Source organism: Shewanella sp., assembly GCF_013214165.1.
In the GTDB taxonomy this organism is placed as follows: Bacteria; Pseudomonadota; Gammaproteobacteria; order Enterobacterales; family Shewanellaceae; genus Shewanella.
Genome location: NZ_JABSSM010000003.1, coordinates 74758 through 94507 on the forward strand (window position 1 = coordinate 74758; position 19750 = coordinate 94507).

The window sequence follows — 19750 nt, forward strand, 5'->3', positions numbered from 1 at the left end:
CAAGGTTTTGCTTTTTTTTTGCCTATAATTTAACTCACGTATACGCGAATACGTATGATACTTTTGTTGTGTTATTGTTGCTTGCGTGTAGTATTTGCTTCCGGTTATTCCATTCTTTATGGCCGTGTGCAATGAAACCCTGTTGTCTTTCTTTTTCAGCGTTTCTTGGTGATGGCTTTTTCTGTGAAAGTAAGCGTTGAGGTCGATGTGATAAATAGACGTGTGGGATTACTATTTGGTGTACTTTTTTTAGGATCTTCGGTGATGGCAAGTTTCGGGGTGAGTGCAGAAACTATCAGGCTGGTGGATTCAACCGGTGAGGCGATGAAGAATATGGTGGTCTATCTGCAACCTAAACACCTTGTTGGGTTTCACGCCGAACGTGCTGGTGAGCGTGTCGGTAACCAGGCTCTGCCACTCGAAGTCCTTCAGAAAAATAAGCAATTTTCCCCTTATATTACTGTGATGCAGCAAGGTCATGAGCTGCGATTCGTCAACGATGATGATATCACCCACCATATCTACGCAGCGGCGGGACCCAAGCGCTTCTCCTTGAAGTTACGTAAAGACAAGGTCACTAAGACCATGGTGTTCGACCGTGTTGGCCACGTTTCCATGGGATGCAATGTTCATGATTGGATGAGTGGTCACCTGTTGGTGGTCGATACACCGTATTTTGGCTTAACCGATGATACTGGCTGGGTCAACTTAGATAGTGTTCCCGATGCCGATTATACCTTGGTCATCTGGCACCCCCAGTTATTAAGCCAAGATAACACAGTGTCACAGGAGGTGACTCTGCCGCTGCCACAGGCGTTAACCATCACAGTCTCAGCCGCCATGGGGGATATCCCGTATCAGAAGAGCCTGGATGACTTTGAGTTTTTGGAAGGATATTAATGTTCGGTATGTTCAATCGAATACAGACCCGTATATTTGCCTTCTTCGTGATCTTACTGATCGCGGTGCAGGCCATTTCTTTTGCCATCACTTATTACGCCAATAAACGTCTGGAGCAAGCGCAATTAAGCAACCAACTCTCGGTGGCCGAGTTGGTGTTTCAGTCCGAGTATGACGACCGTAATTATTACCTCTCAGCCTTCGCGGAAACCGCGGCTAAAGATTTTGGCCTCAAAGATATCTTTATCGATGGTGATAACCGTAGCTTTCTGGTGGCGCTCAATAATCACAGGAAGCGTATCAATGCGGATATTGCTATCGCCGTGGACGATGAGGGTAAAATCATCGGTGAGCTGATGCTCAACACCAAAGGGGCGGAGAAGGGCAAGGTCAGCGTCGGCCCCGAGCAAGGTGAGGCATTTCGTTATCCATTGGGCAGCGAGTTTCAGGGCGGCAAACCTTTTTATCCTCTGGAAGATAATATCTATCAGATTAAATTTGCTCCCCTCACCAGTGGGGCCAACAATGTCATAGGTTGGGTGGGGTTTGGCTTCATCATAGGTGATGAATTAGCGCGTTCATTACAACTGCATACCGGGCTCAATGCCGGTTTTATGGTGACGTCACAGGGGCAAAAAAATCAGATAATCAGCCTGTCAGCCGAACAGCTAGATGCCGATGATTATCGGGCCGTGTCAGATTATATCCGAGATGGGCAACCCAATATTGAATATGTCCTGTGGCATCAAGCACTCGGAGAGGTAAACGAAAAACAACTGCATGCCTTCATGTATCAGACCCGTTATGACGTACTCGAGTCTTTTCAGAAGCAATGGTTACAGCAGCTTGGCTTAATCGTCTTGATGTTGCCCATCTCCTTGTTGCTGGCCTTCGTGATCTCCAGCGGTGTGACTAAACCAATCAAGTTATTGATTGAGCAGGCGAGATTTATCGCCAAGGGGAATTACAACTCTAAGGTCATGGTGGGCAATAGCATAGAGATGCAAGAGCTGGCCGAAGAGTTTACTGTGATGCAGCAGGCGATTCTTAGTCGTGAAAGTAAGATTGCGTTTCAGGCCTACCACGATCCCCTGACTAACTTAGCTAACAAGAACGAGTTGGAACGTGTGACTCTGCCCTGGTTTGAGGCTAAATCAGCCGTGGCAATTTGTTTGATCAACATCAAGCGCATGACCGAGGTGAATGGCACCTTAGGACATGTGGTGGGAGATGAGGTGATAAAAGAGATAGGACGACGCTTATCTTCTATCGATGATATCAGCCTAGTGTGTCGTATGAGCGGCGATGAATTTGTATTGGCGTTTAAAGATACATCTCCCAAGGCACTGCGTAGCTTGCTGGCTCAGGTGCAGAAAAAAATCGAAGCCGAATATCGCTATCAAGACATCTCCTTGCATCTGCAGTTGACCATAGGTGTGAGCTTTGTCCACTATCCCAGTGATTTAGAAACCTTGCTTCGTCAAGCCGATACGGCGATGCAGCACGCTAAGAAGCATAAGCTTGAGCAGCAGATCTACCAGCAAGAGATAGATATAAATACCTTAGAGAGATTGCAGCTGATCAACGAGCTTAAATTTGCCATAGAGCATGGTGAGCTGGTGCTGTTTTACCAACCTAAACTAGATCTAGCACTGAATAAGATCACCCAGGTAGAGGCGCTGGTTCGTTGGCAGCATAGGGACAGGGGAATGATCCCACCCGATGAGTTCATTCCTATCGCGGAGCAGATGGGACAGATAAACGCCTTAACCCGTTGGGTGATGAATGAAGCTATCGACCAATATCTGCGTTGGCAAGCCCAGGGGATAGACTTAGGCATAGCGATAAATATCTCGGCAGAAAACTTAAAAGATGCGCACTTTTGTCAGTATGTACTCGATGTTATCTCAGACAGGAATGTGCCCATCGAGGCGATAACCTTAGAGATCACCGAAGATGCCGTGGTGTCAGATCCCGACAATGCCATCAAGCAACTCAAGGTGTTGAAGCAATATGGCTTGAAGATATCTATCGATGACTATGGCACTGGTTATTCATCATTGGCTCAGCTTAAGCAATTACCCGTGGATGAGCTAAAGATAGATAAGTCATTTGTACAAAATTTAATGGTTAACCTCGATGACCAAATCATCGTTAATTCCACCCTACAGCTGGCCCACAACTTAGGCTTGCGCGTTGTCGCCGAAGGGATTGAAGATGAAGGGGCCCTGAAATGGCTCGCCAAGAGAGGCTGTGAGATGGGCCAAGGCTATTATCTATCTAGGCCTGTCGATGCCGATACCTTAGTTACTTGGTTAGCCAATTCTGATTATTAGCCTAAGATTTAAATGAAAAAGAAAAATAGGAGCAAGAGGATAGAGATGAAAAATGGGTTATTGATCTTGGCTTTGTATTCGTCGATGGGATTATCTGCCGAGCAAAATTTCTCTGGCATCATAGATGTCAGGGCCAGCTATACCGATGGCATCACCTCTTATGTCGATGGTGGGCTGGGTAAGTTTAGATTCAATCCGGATGGGCAACTCTCTCTGGCTCAGGCGGGCCTGAGTTATCATATCGATTGGGATAACCCGCTGTCGGCTCATGTGGTGGCCAATGCCTATTGGGATGGGGTGCGGGATAATATTGGTATTACCGAGGCCTACATCAAGTATAAGGGCCTGCCCTGGGATAATGGATTGCGCCTGAGTAGTAAGTTGGGGATCTTGTATCCTGAGATATCCATGGAAAATATCGCCACCGCCTGGTCTTCTCCTTACACCTTGACCTATTCTGGGATCAACAGCTGGTTAGGTGAAGAGGTGCGCCATATAGGTGCTCAACTCCGCTTGGATTATCTGGGCAAGTTTCACGATTCCCGCCATGATTTTAGCCTCTCGAGTGAGTTATTTCAAAATAACGATACCACAGGTGCCATGTTAGCCTGGCACGGTTGGACCAACAGCTCACGTCAGACGCTATGGCAAGAAAAACTGCCCTTGAGCCCAATGCCTGCCCTTGAGGGGGGCTCCTTACGTTTTCAAGCGAAGGAGTCTGATCCGTTTATAGAGCTAGATAACCGTATTGGTTATCACGTTAAAGCCCAGTGGAAGATGCAGGGACTAGGACGACTGGAAGCGGGTTATTATGATAATGATGCCGATACCCTGGTGATCGAAGAGGGGCAATATGCCTGGCTGACTCAATTTGGGCATATAGGTACCAAGTGGATCTTGCCCTATAACATCGAGCTTATCGCTCAATATATGCAGGGGGATACCTTGATGACATCGCCCTTCGGTACCATAGTCGTGGACAATGGTTTCGACTCGGGGTTTATTCTACTCAGTCATAGGTGGAACAAACACAGGGTCTCGGCGCGATTCGAAGATTTTAGCGTCACAGATAATGACCTTACATTTGATGATAATAACAGTGAGGAGGGGCAGGCCATGACAATCTCCTACAGCTATCAATTGAGCAAAGGCTGGTTTATGCAGGCGGAATATAACCGTATAGATTCAGAGCGCGCCGCCCGAGTCGAACAAGGTTACTCTAAAGACCTAGTCGAGCAGCAGTGGCAGCTGGCGAGCCGCTATTATTTTTAAAAAAGTGCTAGTTCCTAGGCACTAGCACTACTAGGAAAATCCTGGAAATTACAGCGCAGCAGCAATCAGGGTGCCTTGCTTAATCGCCCGTTTAGCATCCAGCTCGGAGGCGATATCGGCGCCGCCAATCAGGGTGACTCTCACATTACTGGTCTCAAGTTTGGCTTGCAGCGCCCTATGGGAGTCTTGTCCGGCGCAGATGATGATGTTATCCACCTCGAGCAGTTGTTCCTCACCATCGATAGAGATATGCAGTCCCTCATGGTCAATCTTGTGGTACTGCACGCCTTTGAGCATCTTCACGCCCTTGTTTTTTAGCACGGTTCTGTGGATCCAGCCCGTGCTCTTACCTAGACCCGCTCCTACTTTCGATGTTTTTCGTTGCAGTAAAAAAATCTCCCGCGGCGAGGGCTCACATTGTGGCTCGACTAAACCGCCCGGGGTAGAGCCGCTAAGATCGACTCCCCACTCTTTCATGTAAGCGTCTTTATCTAAGCTGGTGGACGCGCCTTGATGGGAGAGGTATTCACCCACATCGAATCCTATTCCGCCGGCGCCTATGATGGCCACGCGCTTACCTACCGGTTTTTTATCTCTTAGCACGTCTAAGTAGTTCAGTACCTTGTCGCTATTAATGCCTGGAATGTCCAGTTGGCGAGGTACTATCCCAGTTGCCAATAATACCTCATTGAATCCAAGCAAGTCCTCTTCACGGGCCCTGGTATTGAGTCTGACATTGACGCCGGTGAGCTCGAGTTGCTTTTTAAAATACCTGATGGTTTCGCTGAATTCCTCTTTACCCGGTACCTGCATGGCAATATTGAACTGGCCGCCAATCTTATCGTCGGCCTCGAACAGGGTGACCTTATGACCACGTTTGGCTGCTGTGGTTGCCGCGGCCAGACCCGCGGGTCCGGCGCCAACCACGGCAATTTCTTTGATCTGCTTGGTGGGCGTTATCACCAGCTCGGTCTCATGGCAGGCCTGAGGGTTCACCAGACAAGACACCAGTTTCATCTGGAAGATATGATCTAAACAGGCCTGATTACAGCCGATACAGGTATTGATCTCATCGGGTTTTCCCGCTTGAGCCTTGAGCATGAAATCAGGATCGGCAAGCATGGGCCGGGCCATGGAAACGATGTCGGCATTTCCCCCGGCGAGGATCTCTTCGGCCACTTCCGGGGTATTGATGCGGTTAGTGGCACACAGCGGAATGCTGATCTCTTGTTTCATGCGTTTGGTCAGCTCGACGAAGGCGCCCCTGGGCACACTGGTGGCTATGGTGGGCACACGCGCCTCATGCCAGCCAACACCTGTGTTGATAATCGTCGCGCCAACTTTTTCTATGCCCTTGGCCAGCTCCACCACCTCTTGCCAGGTGCTGCCCCCTTCGACGAGGTCGAGCATGGAGAGCCTGAAGATGATGATAAACGCTTCACCGACCGCTTCACGGGTGCGGCGTACTATCTCTAACGCCAGCCGGGTGCGGTTTTCATAGCTGCCCCCCCAGCGGTCGGTTCTGTGGTTGGTGCGCTTACAGATAAATTGATTGATGAAGTAACCTTCAGAACCCATGATCTCGACGCCATCATACCCGGATTTCTGGGCGTTAAGCGCGCAGTTGACGAAGTCCTGGATCTGTTTCTCTATGCCAACTTCATCGAGTTCTCTGGGAACAAATGGGTTGATCGGGGCCTGTAGCGGTGAGCAACTCACCAATTGAGCTTGATAGGCGTAACGTCCGGTATGCAAGATTTGCAAACAGATCACGCCATCCTCTTTATGCACGGCTTGGGTGATTAACTTGTGCTGCTCGATATCTTCATCTGTGGCTATCATGGTGGCATTGGGCATGCCGCCGCCTTCGATATTGGGGGCGAAACCACCGGTGACTATCATGCCTATGCCGCCAGCGGCCCGCGCGGCGTAGTAGGCTGCCATGCGCTCGAACCCGTTGGGGGCTTCCTCTAAGTTTGTGTGCATCGAGCCCATCAAGCTACGATTCTTAATGGTACGAAAACCTAAATCTAGTGGTGCCATTAGATGTGGATAGGACTTGCTCATCTGTGTTCCTTGTTATTATTTATTCTTGGTTAAAGATAGAGCGAATGATAGGATTGGCCAATGACTAAAGATTACAAAACGATGACTATTGTTAGCATGGTGACTTATTGTGAAGCTAGGTGATATTTCTGTTTCTTATATCGAGATCATGCTCAAGGCGATGGCGCACCTTGGGGTCGATGTCGATGAAATATTGGATAAATATTCTATCGATTCAACATCATTAGCGTCCCCCGATGCCAGGGTGAGTATTCCTAAATTTATGCGTCTGGGTCATGATTGTATCCAAACCAGTGGTTTACCTTGGCTTGGGCTGGTCATGGGAGAGGTTACCACAGCGACTAATCTGGGAATGGCAGGCTTATTGGCCTTGTCTGCCCAAGATCTCAGGCAAGCCTGCCATCAGATAGCCACCTTTGAGCTGCTGAATAAATATAACTCCAGGGGGCAATCGCAATTCTTTGTCAGTCAGGCGTTTGGTATGGATCAAGAAAAGTACCTGACGCTGGGTCGAGAGTATGGCGTGGAGCAAGGCCAAGGGGTGTTGATGTTTTATTCCATCAAGCCCTATAACGATTACAACTATTTCGTGGTCGATTCCGTCTTGTCGGGTTGGTGCCAGATAATTCAAGATCTGACTGGCTGTGATGATGGGATTGAGAAAGTTTGCTTCGAGTTTTCAGCTCCGGTTTATGCAGATAAATACCATGAGCTGTTTAATTGCCCGGTACTGTTTGAACAAGCGAGTAACTATATCGTCATCAAAGCCGAAGCATTAGCCTGGTCATGTATCAATCGAAGTGCGCCCACCTTCGAGTTACTCAGGAGGGGCGCAGATGAGGAGTTGGAAAAGGTGCGCTTGGGTCTGAGTTTTCATGAGAAGGTCAGCCGGGTGATAGGCCCTCTGCTTGACGGGAGCACCCCGACACTGGAACACGTTTCGCAGCAGCTGAGCATGGCTCCCTGGACTGTCAGGCGTAAACTCGTGGAGGAGGGGGGCAGTTTTCAACAAACCTTGAATGATACCCGCCGAACGTTAGCCATAAGCTATGTACAGGATACGGCGTTAACCTTAGGTGAGATTGCCTACCTGTTAGGTTTTGGCTCACCGACCGCTTTTCAGCGAGCCTTTAAACGTTGGACGGGCGAAGCGCCGGGGCGCTTCAGAACGGCAAATACAAGTACAAATAAAGAGAAGTAGATAGCGCGCTAAGCGCGCTGTTTTCCCGCTTCCTCTGTGGCACAATTGTCATCTTTTAGCTTACGCCGAAGAATTTTTCCCACGGGTGACATGGGCAGTTCACTCCTGAATTCAAATTGACGCGGGATCTTGTAGCCGGTGAGCTTGTTCTTACAAAACGCCCTGATCTCTTCTCCTGTCAGGCTAGCATTGTCTTGTATGACCACATAGAGCTTGACCGCCTCACCGGTCTTAGTGTCTTCAACGCCGATAGCGGCGCAGTTAACCACATCTGGATGAGTCGCTACCACGGCCTCTATCTCATTAGGAAAGACGTTAAAGCCTGAGACTATGATCATGTCCTTGACCCGGTCGACTATGCTGACGAAACCATCTTCATCGATAATGGCGATATCACCGGTGAGCAGCCACTGGCCATCTGGGGTGAAAGAATCGCGGGTAGCCTTAGGGCGGTTCCAGTAGCCTTTCATCACCTGAGGGCCTTTGACGCAGAGTTCGCCGCGCTCGCCAATTGGCACTTCTTCACCGAGTGCATTTATGCACTTGAGCGCCGTGTGTTGCAGCGCCTGACCTACGGTACCTAATCGCTCTAAGCCGTTAATCGGGTTCATGCATACGGCGGGCGAGCATTCGGTCAGACCATAAGCTTCGGAGATGCCAACACCTGTGAGTGCTTGCCAGCGTTTGGCGGTATCCCCCATCAGGGCTGTGCCGCCGGACAGGGTGAATTTCATCTCACTAAAGTCGACCTGCTTGAAACTCGGGCTTTCCATCAGGGAGACAAACAGGGTGTTGAGTCCTATCAGGCCGGTAATTTTGAATGGTTTCATCGCCTTGATAAAGGTCTCGGTATCTCTGGGATTGGCGATAAGCACACTGTGTTCACCGAGTCTGAAAAATGCCATCAGGTGCACGGTAAATGAATAGATATGGTACAGGGGCAGGGGAGCAATCATCACAGATTGCTTACCTTTCATCATAGACTGACCCTGATCATCGAGTTGCCGTACCACAGTGCCTGACTGCAGCATATTGGCGATAATATTGGTATTGGTGAGCTCGGCGCTCTTAGCAACACCTGTGGTGCCGCCGGTGTACTGCAGCACTATGGTGTCGTCTGGCTTATCGAGATGGGCTGGGGTAAACCCCTTGCCCAGATGCTGCTTGAGGATTTTCCTGAATGACACTGCGTGAGGAAGATGGTAATTGGGGACCATCTTCTTGATATGCTTGACGGTGGAGTTGATCAACACGCGTTTCACCGCAGGCAGCATATCGGCGAGGCTGGTGGTGATGATCAATTCGAGACGGGTCTCTTTCTGGATATTCTCAACCGACTTGGCGAAGATATCCATGCACAAGAGCGCTTTGGCGCCCGAATCATTAAACTGATGGATCATCTCAGGTTCGGTATACAAGGGATTGGTATTGACGATACGCAGTCCTGCCCGCAATGCGCCAAATACGGCGATGGGGTATTGCAGGGTATTGAGCATCTGAATGGCGATAGCATCACCGGGGACGAGTGAGGTTTGGTTTTGCAGGTAATGGGCAAACGCGGCACTGTATTGGTTAATCTCTTTATAACTGAGACTGTGGCCCAAACTGGTAAATGCCGGTTTATCTGCGTACTTGATAAAGGCCTCTTCGATGGCGTCGATAGCCGAGGCGTATTGTTCTAAGTCGATGGAATCAGAGATCCCAGGGGCGCGTTTACCATTCCAAAACGATGCTTCCATACTTGCCTCAATGCGTGTTGGCGAGCCAGTCTCAAATCTAGATGAATTAATCTGGTCGCAAATTATTGTTTTATTTGGTGCTTTATTCTTGTTGTCATTAGCGGATGTATTGGTTTAAATCACTTGTTATCCATTGACTATTACCTACTTTTGAGGAAATGATAAGTGACTAGTAGTGACTTAAAGTGACAAATTGATATCCTTTATATACAAGAACGAGTCAGTGGTCGGTTTTCATTGGCTGATATTAAGCTCAGAGGCGAGGCTTTTGTTGGTTTGACCCTAGATCATCCCATCTTCCCCCTCTATGGATAAAGTAGGTTTATGATAAAAACATAAAAAATAGCGGTATGGCGAAGCCTAATAATACCAAGCCTCCTTTTCTTCCCCAGGGGCTGTGTTTTCCTTTGACCATGAATAACGCCGATATAGCCAAAAATATCAGCATGATGGCATAGGCATCAGAAAATATTACCCAGGCCGCTTTAGCCTCATTTAAGTGGAGAGAGTTAATGTTTTTTAATAACTTTCTCTCGGTGATCAGTTCAAGTTCAATTTCTCCATTGGTTAAATTAGCATTCAAATTACTGCCATCGGTTAGAAATACTTTAAATTCATGCTCACTCGCCCAATAGTTAGCCTTGACGCTGTTAATTATCTTAAAGCTTGTTAACATTAAGTCGATAATCTCATCTTCATTATCGATATGAATTAATTTGGGTTCTATTGCAGTTTTCTTTACTATGCTGTAATTGGGGTTCCAATCTCGGATATGATTGACTGCTATTCCTGATATCGCGAATACTAGGGTGAATCCTATGCATAAATAGCCAATATCCCGATGAAGATTACGGTTTATCCGATACCAATTTGACCCATGCTTTTTACGATGAACGCGTAAATTAATATTGATATTCTTAGTCAAGAATCTTAACTCCAGTAGGAATTAATTGATAAATACTCAATGCTTCGGTGACCGAGTCGGGCTCAAAATCTTCATGTTTACGTTTAGCCAGCATGGCTAAATAGCGCTTGGTTTGTGATAAATCTAAATTAATAACATGTAATTGTCCCTTGGCAATCGCCTGAGATCCCTTAGCGCTCACGGGAAAAACCATGTCCCCATCACGTACTTTTATGCGTAATCTTTCAAATTTCGCATCCGAAGATAACTCCATCCAGCAGCCCCGTTTCTCACAGACACTGATGATGGTTCCCCTAACGGTTACAGGTTTATCTAGATAAGTATCTGCTCGTTCTAAGACTCGAGAAATATCAACTAACTGAGAAGAATCAACTGCTTCTCCATACTCATACACTTTAGCCTGGACACATGTACTCATGGTTATAGCCACAAGTAACCCATAAAAAAACTTCACCATATCTCTCTCCTTAACGTCGGTTAACACTCGATTGGCCTGATCTAACACTGGATAATTGAATCAAAACAAATTTGATAAGCACCTAGTGTAAACTAAATGATAATCATTTGCATCCATATTGAATTGAAGGTAAATTGCAGGCGTTTTTCAAGCAGTTGAACAAAAAGGATGTTTATGAATAAGCTTGCTAGTCTTTGCCTACTCTTGGGTGTAGCCCCTTATAGTGATGCAGATACACTCAAGATAGATGAAGAAAACAAACGTGATAAAGACACCGAAGTCATCGTTGTCATTGGCACTAAGCTCGACATGCAACAGAGGACACTCGAAGTGCCAAGATCTGTGACGGTTATCACAGATAAACACATTCAAGATACACAAGCACAAGAGTTAACGGATGTTATAAAACAAACACCCAGTATCAGTATCTCAAACAACGATAGGCCCTTAGTGGGTGAAATTATTATTCGCGGCTTTGGCAATGAAAGAGTTAACTTAATTGTGGATGGTGCCAATTACCAACAATATAGTGATGGCAGCAGCACAAGCACGTATATCAGCCCCCTAGATCTGGATCCCAGTATCGTCAAAGCGGTAGAGATCACTCGTGGGGCTGACGGAGTGGCACAAGGGAGTGGGGCCATAGGGGGGCAAATTCGCGTCGTCACTAAGGGGGCTTGGGATTACGCGGACACTGGCTCAGGTGTGTTAGTCCGTGGTGGGTATGCCGATGCAAATAACGCTAAACACCTTGGATTGACGGCTTATCATGCTGGCCAAGACTTAGCCCTAGCATTACATGCCAATAAACGTACCTTTGGCGATGTTGAAGTTAATCTTAGCGATCAAGATGGCTCGGATCGTGGTCAAACGGCTATCGTAAAAAATGATGGTGAGAGTCAAGATTTCCGTATCAAGGTCAGTCTTGAGTCTGACTATGGTCGTTTTGACAGCAATACCTTTTATACCGAATCCAGTGTTGCGGACATACCGTATGCTAATCAAACTGACTGGAAAGACCAGCCGATTAGTGAACAAGAAACGGGCAAACGGTTCAGTCAGACGTTTGCTCATAGCTATGATCCGAATGTAGATTTTATTAACTTAAATAGCCGTATTTATTATCAGGAGTATAGACAGAATCGAGTGCAATTTGGCGATATAATATTGCCTTCAAAAACCTATAGTTTTGATAATGTTGGTATGTTTACGGATAAAAGCTTGGGGCTAGTCGTTGAAAACAGCATCATCAATGATTGGAATGACATGACTTCAGAGTCTGTCATGTTTGCTAAGTTGGAACGTCAAATATTTAAAGATGAAATTCAAGATAATCTCACACAAGAAACGTCTCAATTTTACGGTAAGAGCCAAGGTAACACCTTCTCTGGGGGGGTGATCAACAATAGTCATTGGCAGACTTGGCTGAGTACCGAAGCGGGCCTACGCTACGATCATTATCGTCGTAGTTCTGATAACTACAGTGAATTTGGGGTTAATGAAGACGGCCAGTGGTCACTGAATGCAGGTATCACATTGAGGCCCATGGAATGGCTGCGTTTATATGCTCGCTATAATCAAGGTTTCCGCGGCCCTAATATTCGTGAACTGTACAAGGAAGATCATTGGGCTTGCCACCGTCCCACTAAAAACTGTTATCAAGAATCTCAACCAGATTTGAAAGCCGAGCGCAGTGAAAATTTGGAGGCTGGTATAGGATTCATCTTCGAGGATACCCCGTGGGCAGACAAGTTTGTGTTTAAGCTTAACTGGTTCGATATTCAGGTAGAGGACTTCATCGACAGTGCGCCTTTCATGTATAAGTTAGTCGATGATAAAAAAGTATTTGCTAGCCCTGAAGAAGCGACCCATAGGGATTATTCCAGTAAAAATATCAGTAAACTGTACTCTGAGGGTGTAGAGGCCGAACTGAGTTATCAGATTGGGGACTTTGATTTATTTGCTAATTACAGTCGCGTGAGAATGGATGTAGAAGGGGTAGCTGATTTTTATCTGGGCACTATCGTCCTTGAACGTGAACCTTATGATAGGGCGCCACAAGATAAGATTAATCTAGGTTTTAGCTGGCAGATGTTCAATGAGCTGCGTTTATCCGGTGTATCCAGTTATTCGATGGACATGACCAGGTTACCCCAATGGCAACTGGAACGAGATATGGGGGCTGAAGGGTATCAATTACACAACTTATATCTCACTTATCAGCCAAACTATGTCGATGATTTAGATGTTCGTTTTGGCATAGAAAACCTAACCGATGAGACTTACTCTGTTTGGCCCGATGATGAAGGAACAAGCCTACCGGGTAGAAATTATAAGGTGTCGCTAAATTATCAATTTTAATCTGAGGCAAGTGTTAAATACCTGCTAACTAGCTCGCCAGTCTCGCCCTGATAGTGTTCAGGGCGAGTATCAGCTTGTTACTCGCTGGCCCAAGTGACATGATAGGTAACTAGCTAAAGGTGCTCCAGATCGGCGCGTGATCCGATGGCTTGTCTATGCCGCGAAGATCATAATCGATATCTGACTCGAGCAGACGTTCATTGAGTGACTTAGTCGCCAGTACCACATCGATGCGCAGGCCGCGGTTATCGACGAAACCCTTGCTGCGGTAATCGAACCAGGAATAACGCTCGGTGCGCTGGGGATGAAGCTCACGGAAGGTATCGAGTAATCCCCAATCCATCAGGGTTTTTAACCATTCACGTTCTTCCACCTGGAAGCTACACTTACCGGTTCTTAGCCAACGTTTGGCGTTCGGCTCGCCTATGCCTATGTCGAGATCCACGGGTGAGATGTTGATGTCACCGATAATGGCGATATCTTCATCCGGGGTGTGGTGCTCGTTCAGGTAGGTCATCAGGTCTTTATAGAACTGACGTTTGGCCGGATACTTGGTCTCATGGCTGATATTGTCGCCCTGAGGGAAGTAACCATTGAGCACTGTCAGTGGACGGCCATTTTCCTGGGTGAACGTCCCCATGATCATGCGGCGCTGGGCATCTTCGCAGTCTGTCGGGAAGCCTTTCTGTATCTTGACCGGCTCGAGTTTAGATAGCATGGCAACGCCGTAATGGGCCTTGCCACCGTGATAGTGCACCTTGTAACCCATGGCTTCGACATCGGCAGCCGGAAACACATCATCGTGTGCCTTGGTTTCCTGCAGGCCGATGATATCTGGCTGGTGGGTGTCTATTAACGCCTGAAGTTGATGCAGTCTGGCGCGAATACCGTTGATATTAAAAGACACTATTTTCATTGATTGTATGGTTCCTAAATTATGGCAGTACGCGCTTAAATGGCTTAACGATCACCTTGTCATACACGCCTGCAGCAACGTAAGGGTCCACATCGGCCCAGGCCTGTGCGTCTTCTAACGAGGGGAAATCGGCAACCACCAGGGAGCCGGTAAAGCCTGCTTTCCCCGGGTTTTCGTTGTCGATGGCCGGATGAGGACCTGCCACTAGCAGACGACCTTCATCGGCCAATTCTTGTAGGCGTGCCAGATGCTCCGGGCGAGCGGCAAGGCGATGCGCTAAACTGTTTTCAACATCTTGAGATGAGATCATATACCACATGGTTTTAGTTCCTTTTCTTAGGCCAGCTAAACGCTCATGACTGATGTCCTGAGACTCAATATCAGTGCCGAACTACTTCTTAGTTAATTCTTTCTTATGCTCTTCAGGCATATGTTTAAATAGATAAAATACGGTAACTAGAGTGTTCAACAGCGTAAGCGCGGTTAAGCCAAATACCTTGAAATTAACCCAGGTCTCCTGAGACAAGCTGAAGGCCACATAAATATTGATAAGGCCGCAGGCGATGAAGAAGGTTACCCAATACCAGGTAACATGGGCCCAAATTCTGTCTTCGACGATTAATTCTTTGCCTAGCATGCTCTTTAGTATCGGCTTGTTGATGAACTGGCTGACTGCCAGAGCGATAGCAAATAGTGCGTACACGACGGTGACTTTCCATTTGATGAAGGTGTCATCATGAAACACTAAGGTGAGGGTACCGAAGAAAGTGACCATCACGAAGGTGACCAGATGCATTTTCTCTAATTTCTTGTAGAGGGCATAGGTGATGATCAATTGCAGCGCTGTCGCGGCGATCAAGGCACCACTGGCTACATAGATATCGAAGAATTTATAGACAGCAAAAAAGATGACTAGAGGCAGAAAATCGAGCAGTTGTTTCATAGGAATATTATCAAGATGGCTATTCAAAATTGAGAGCCCGAGTGTAACACGAGCGGCGGGTTAAACAAGTAGCATTAGCGGCTTGGGCTGGCTGGGTACAGCATAGGCTAAGTATATGAAATGAGGCTGAACGCGTTACTGACTAACTCATCCAGTGTTGGTATTACTCAAACAAAAATCGTTTGAGATCAGTAATTTTCATCTCTCAATTAAGAGGCTAGGTTGACTAGGTTAATTCGCTTTAGTATTGATTTCCATTTTGTTGCCGATAAACCTATAATGTTACGTTAAAATAAAATAACAGTAATATAATTAACGAATTGGAGTGGAAATACAAGATGAAGAGACAGTTGAACGCTGTTAAAAAGGCGCTGGCCTTGTCAATAGGCTTGTTGAGTGTTGCAGCACATGCAAGTGACACCTTAACCGCAGAAGAGGTCATAGGCCTACAACAAGTCGCTCAGGCGCAGGTTAGCCCATCGGGTGATCATGTTGCCTTTACCCGTACTGTTCCCCGAGAGTTATACAAAGAAGAAAATGGCTTGCACTGGTCTGAGCTTTATCTTGTCGATGACAAGGGGGTTGAGCGTCCTTATATCACGGGCCCAGTGACGGTGAAAAACATTCAGTGGTCTAGTGATGGCAGCTTGATCTATTTTCTTGCCAAGATGGGTGAAGATAAATTTACCGCCCTGTATCAGATCCCCTTTAACGGTGGTCAGGCGCAAAAGACCTTAGCGTTGAAAGAGACAGATCTTGCAAGCTATGCCTTGAGTCATGACGGCAAGCAGATCGCCATCATTGCCAAGCCTGCCAAAGATAACAGCGTCAAAGATCTTAAAAAACTCGGTTTTATGGCCGAAGTTTACGAAGAGGAGCTTGAGAACAAGCAGCTGTTCGTGATTGACTTGGCGGTGAGCGATAAACCCCTCACGCCAGTTGCCTGGAACATCGAAGATTATGTCTCGGATGTACACTGGTCAGCTTCTGGCTCGCAGCTGTTGGTGAAAACTCAGCCAACGGCCCTGATCGATGATAAGTACATGAAGTCACAGTGGCATATCGTCAATGTTGCGAGTCAGAAAGTGGTGACCTCATTTATGACTCAAGGTAAGTTAGGTGATGCCGAGTTTTCTTATGATGGCCAGTATGTCGCTATTCTCGGTGCAGAGGACATGCACGACCCAGCTACAGGCCGCTTGTTCCTGGCGGAAACCAAGACCGGTAAAATCAGCGAGTGGCTGCCAAATCACTTAGGTCATGTGAGTGATTTTGAGTGGAAAAAAGATAAAAACGAGCTTTATTTTATCACTAATATCGACACCGACTCTGTCGTCGGCTTAATTAAGCCTGGCAGCCATGATCACCAGGTGGTGGTTAAAGCCGGTCAGTTTATCGCGTCACAGTTGAGCATCTCAGATTCTGATAAGACGATTGCACTAAGGGCCAATACGGCTCAGCATCCCAACGAAGTCTACATGCTCAGAGGCAGTAAGCATCAGGCGACGCGCCTGAGTCACTCGAATGCTTGGCTAGATGATAAGCGACTCGCGAAGCAAGAATCTATCTCGTTTAAGGCCAAAGATGGCGTCGAGATTGCTGGTGTGCTTATCTACCCGCTCGACTATAACAAGGGTCAGCGTTATCCGCTTATCATGTCCGTTCACGGCGGCCCCGAGAGCCATGATAAAGACGGGTGGTTAACTAATTACTCACGTCCTGGTCAGCTGGGTGCGGCCCAAGGGTACGCCGTCTTCTATCCGAACTATCGTGGTAGCACAGGCAAGGGCGTCGATTATTCTAAGCTGGGTCAGAATGATTATGCGGGTAAAGAGTTCGACGACTTGGTCGAGTTTAAAGATCACCTTGTCGATATGGGTTTAGTCGATAGCAAGAAGGTCGGTATTACCGGTGGTTCATACGGTGGCTATGCCTCGGCTTGGGCGGCGACTAAACTGACTAAGCATTTCGCTGCCAGCGTCATGTTTGTCGGTGTGACCAACCAATTGTCTAAGTTTGGTACCACCGACATCTCAAACGAGATGCATCTGGTGCATGCACGCTCTTATCCTTGGGATAAGTGGCAGTGGTATCTGGAGCGCAGCCCAATCTACTGGGCGGGTCAGTCTGAGACGCCACTGCTCATCATGCATGGTAAGGATGATCCTAGGGTTCACCCGGCTCAGTCCATGGAGCTATACCGCTACATGAAAGTGCAGGGCAAGGTTGTACGTCTGGTGTATTACCCGGGTGAAGGCCATGGTAACCGCAAGGCTGCCGCTCAGTACGANTATCACCTGCGCCTGATGCGTTGGATGGACCATTACCTGAAGAATGATGGTAAAGAGATGCCAGCGAATGAGTTAGATCATAAGGCAAGGCTAGAGGCTAATAAAGAGGATGCTAATGACGAGGCTGCCAAGAAATCAGCCTAATCTCAGCTAGCACCTTGCTTGAATGATGTACTTCAGGTTTGAACGTGAAAAATGCCAACTCTGTGAGTTGGCATTTTGCTGTTTGCAGGCTTTAGCTCTGTAGGTTTGGCCTTATAGCAATCGGTATCAGGTCGCGGCCTTCATGTTGCGGGTAAACTCACCAAGCTTAGCGAACAGTGCGGTTTCATCATCTTTATTGGCGTTGATGATCTTCACTACTGCCGAGCCAGAGATAACACCGGCTGCGCCTGCTTCGATAGCGGCTTTCACCTGTGCAGGCTCTGCGATACCGAAGCCGAGTAATGGCGGCGCGCCGTTAAACTCTTTGAGGCGAGATAAGATCTCACCGATTGGCATACCGGCCTTCGATTCCGTACCTGTGACGCCGGCGCGCGACAGCAAGTAAGTGTAGCCTTCGCCTTTCTCACTCACCATTTTTAGCGTGTCACGATCGGCATTGGGTGGAGCGATAAAGATAGGCGCAACATTGTGGGCCTTGGCCGAGGCGATAAAGGGCTCGGCCTCCTCTACCGGCACGTCGGCGATAAGCACCGAGTCCACGCCGGCAGCCTGAGCCTTGGCGTAGAAGGTATCGATACTCTTGGTATAAACCAAGTTAGCATAGAGCAAGAGACCGATGGGCAGATCTGGGTACTTGGCGCGAATAACTGAGAGCATCTCGAAACACTGAGTCGGCGTGGTGCCAGCGGCGAGTGAGCGCAGGTTGGCGGCCTGGATGACAGGGCCATCGGCCAATGGATCTGAGAAGGGGAAGCCCAGCTCAAGGGCATCGGCACCATTTTCGACTAAACAGTCGATGATCTTTAGTGATAGCTCAGGGCTGGGATCGCCCAAGGTCACGAATGGCACAAACGCGCCCTTATTTTTCTGTTTCAATGCGGCAAATACTGCCTGGTAACGGCCTGCTTGTTTAGATTCGGTCATCGTCGCTCTCCTCTCTTTGCTGCGCTTTCTCGCTTTCATCTTGTTGCGCTTTCTCTCGCTCTGCCAAGATATCTGCTACGGTGAAGATATCTTTATCACCTCGGCCCGACAGGTTCACCACCAAGATGGTTTCCTTGGTGGCCTTCTCGGCGAGCTTGAGTGCATAGGCGATGGCGTGGGATGACTCCAGCGCCGGGATAATCCCTTCACAACGAGCCAGTAACTGGAAGGCGTCCAGCGCCTCATCATCGGTTGCCGACTCATAAGTCGCGCGGCCAGTAGCGGCAAGGTGAGCATGCTGGGGACCCACAGACGGGAAGTCGAGCCCGGCCGAGATAGAATATGACTCTTGGATCTGCCCTTCGCTGTCTTGCATCAAGGGTGCTTTCATGCCGAAGAAGATGCCTGTCTTGCCGTGTTTAAGTGGCGCGCCATGCATGGAGGTATGGAGGCCCAGACCCGCAGGCTCGACACCGATAAGTTGTACACTTTCTTCGTCGATAAAGTCGGCAAACATGCCGATGGCGTTGGAGCCACCACCGACACAGGCGATAACCGCGTCGGGCAGACGACCCTCACGCTCAAACAGCTGCCTCTTGGTCTCTTCGCCGATCATGCGCTGAAATTCACGCACGATAGTGGGGAAGGGATGAGGACCCGCTGCCGTGCCCAGTAAATAGTGAGCTTTTTCATAGCTGCCTGACCAGTCGCGCATGGCTTCGTTACAGGCATCTTTAAGGGTCGATGAACCCGAGGTGACCGGAATCACTTCCGCACCCATCAGCTTCATTCTAAAGACGTTGGGAGATTGGCGTTCTATGTCTTTGGCGCCCATGTACACCTTACACTTAAGGCCTAACAGAGCGCAGGCGAGCGCGGTGGCTACGCCGTGTTGACCCGCGCCAGTTTCGGCGATGATCTCTTTCTTGCCCATGCGCTTGGCAAGCAGGGCCTGACCCAAAACCTGATTGGTCTTGTGGGCACCGCCGTGAAGCAGGTCTTCGCGCTTGAGGTAGATTTTGACCAGAGGATTGGGACTCAAGTTGCGGGTCAAGGTCAGCGCCGTCGGGCGACCGGCATAGTTTTTCAACAGGTCGCTGAATTCGGCTTGAAAGGCCTCGTCTTCTTGGGCTTCAATAAACGCCGTTTCGAGCTGTTTCAGTGCCGGCACCAATATCTGGGGTACGTACATACCGCCATATTCGCCGAAGTAGGGGTCGAGTTTGGTCATAGTGTTATCCTTAAATAGATCT

At 48.1% G+C, this 19750-nt stretch carries 15 protein-coding genes; 6 read left to right on the plus strand and 9 right to left on the minus strand.

What is annotated here, in order from left to right:
• Window positions 1–183 precede the first annotated feature (183 nt).
• From HRU42_RS01790 to HRU42_RS01800, 3 genes are read left to right on the plus strand one after another with little or no spacing between them, the layout of a single operon-like run.
• Window positions 184–900 (plus strand): hypothetical protein, encoded by a 717-nt coding sequence (locus HRU42_RS01790; protein WP_295028461.1) that lies wholly within the window; start codon window positions 184–186, stop codon window positions 898–900.
• On the plus strand, window positions 900–3236 hold the full coding sequence (locus tag HRU42_RS01795; protein WP_295028463.1) for an EAL domain-containing protein: 2337 nt from the start codon (window positions 900–902) through the stop codon (window positions 3234–3236). Before HRU42_RS01790 ends, HRU42_RS01795 begins: the two co-directional genes overlap by 1 nt.
• A gap of 45 nt (window positions 3237–3281) precedes the next feature.
• Window positions 3282–4508: a hypothetical protein gene (locus tag HRU42_RS01800; protein WP_295028465.1), complete on the plus strand. Its 1227-nt coding sequence runs from the start codon at window positions 3282–3284 to the stop codon at window positions 4506–4508.
• Window positions 4509–4556: 48 nt separating this feature from the next.
• Here HRU42_RS01800 and HRU42_RS01805 read toward each other — a convergent pair whose 3' ends face one another.
• A complete protein-coding gene (locus tag HRU42_RS01805; protein ID WP_295028467.1) occupies window positions 4557–6575 on the minus strand; it encodes an NADPH-dependent 2,4-dienoyl-CoA reductase in 2019 nt (672 codons plus the stop codon).
• Between the two features lie 109 nt (window positions 6576–6684).
• Here HRU42_RS01805 and HRU42_RS01810 point away from each other — a divergent pair, with 109 nt between their 5' ends.
• Entirely contained in the window at window positions 6685–7776 is a 1092-nt protein-coding gene (locus HRU42_RS01810; protein ID WP_295028469.1) for an AraC family transcriptional regulator, read from the plus strand.
• Window positions 7777–7784: 8 nt separating this feature from the next.
• On the opposite strand, the gene HRU42_RS01815 is transcribed toward HRU42_RS01810, so the two are convergent.
• From HRU42_RS01815 to HRU42_RS01825, 3 genes are all read right to left on the minus strand, one after another.
• The gene (locus tag HRU42_RS01815) at window positions 7785–9515 is read right to left on the minus strand and encodes an AMP-binding protein (protein ID WP_295028471.1); all 1731 of its coding nucleotides are present in this window, start codon (window positions 9513–9515) and stop codon (window positions 7785–7787) included.
• A gap of 322 nt (window positions 9516–9837) precedes the next feature.
• On the minus strand, window positions 9838–10440 hold the full coding sequence (locus HRU42_RS01820) for a PepSY-associated TM helix domain-containing protein (RefSeq protein ID WP_295028473.1): 603 nt from the start codon (window positions 10438–10440) through the stop codon (window positions 9838–9840).
• On the minus strand, window positions 10433–10858 hold the full coding sequence (locus HRU42_RS01825) for a DUF4920 domain-containing protein (protein ID WP_295028475.1): 426 nt from the start codon (window positions 10856–10858) through the stop codon (window positions 10433–10435). Before HRU42_RS01825 ends, HRU42_RS01820 begins: the two co-directional genes overlap by 8 nt.
• A gap of 213 nt (window positions 10859–11071) precedes the next feature.
• Here HRU42_RS01825 and HRU42_RS01830 point away from each other — a divergent pair, with 213 nt between their 5' ends.
• A complete protein-coding gene (locus HRU42_RS01830) occupies window positions 11072–13258 on the plus strand; it encodes a TonB-dependent receptor (protein ID WP_295028477.1) in 2187 nt (728 codons plus the stop codon).
• Between the two features lie 109 nt (window positions 13259–13367).
• Here the strand turns inward: HRU42_RS01830 and xthA are convergent, their stop codons facing one another.
• The 3 genes from xthA to HRU42_RS01845 form a co-directional block, all read right to left on the minus strand.
• Complete coding sequence (gene xthA / locus HRU42_RS01835; protein ID WP_295028479.1) at window positions 13368–14174, minus strand: exodeoxyribonuclease III; 807 nt, start codon at window positions 14172–14174, stop codon at window positions 13368–13370.
• Window positions 14175–14193: 19 nt separating this feature from the next.
• On the minus strand, window positions 14194–14493 hold the full coding sequence (locus tag HRU42_RS01840) for a YciI family protein (protein WP_295028481.1): 300 nt from the start codon (window positions 14491–14493) through the stop codon (window positions 14194–14196).
• A 72-nt stretch (window positions 14494–14565) separates the two neighbouring features.
• Complete coding sequence (locus HRU42_RS01845) at window positions 14566–15117, minus strand: septation protein A (RefSeq protein ID WP_295028483.1); 552 nt, start codon at window positions 15115–15117, stop codon at window positions 14566–14568.
• Between the two features lie 338 nt (window positions 15118–15455).
• On the opposite strand from HRU42_RS01845, the gene HRU42_RS01850 reads away from it, so the two are divergent.
• Window positions 15456–17552, plus strand: coding sequence for a S9 family peptidase (locus HRU42_RS01850; RefSeq protein ID WP_295028484.1), 2097 nt, complete (start codon window positions 15456–15458; stop codon window positions 17550–17552).
• Window positions 17553–17678: 126 nt separating this feature from the next.
• On the opposite strand, the gene trpA is transcribed toward HRU42_RS01850, so the two are convergent.
• Entirely contained in the window at window positions 17679–18497 is an 819-nt protein-coding gene (gene trpA / locus HRU42_RS01855) for a tryptophan synthase subunit alpha (RefSeq protein WP_295028486.1), read from the minus strand.
• Window positions 18484–19728, minus strand: coding sequence for a tryptophan synthase subunit beta (trpB, locus tag HRU42_RS01860; protein WP_295028488.1), 1245 nt, complete (start codon window positions 19726–19728; stop codon window positions 18484–18486). Before trpB ends, trpA begins: the two co-directional genes overlap by 14 nt.
• Window positions 19729–19750: the final 22 nt, after the last annotated feature.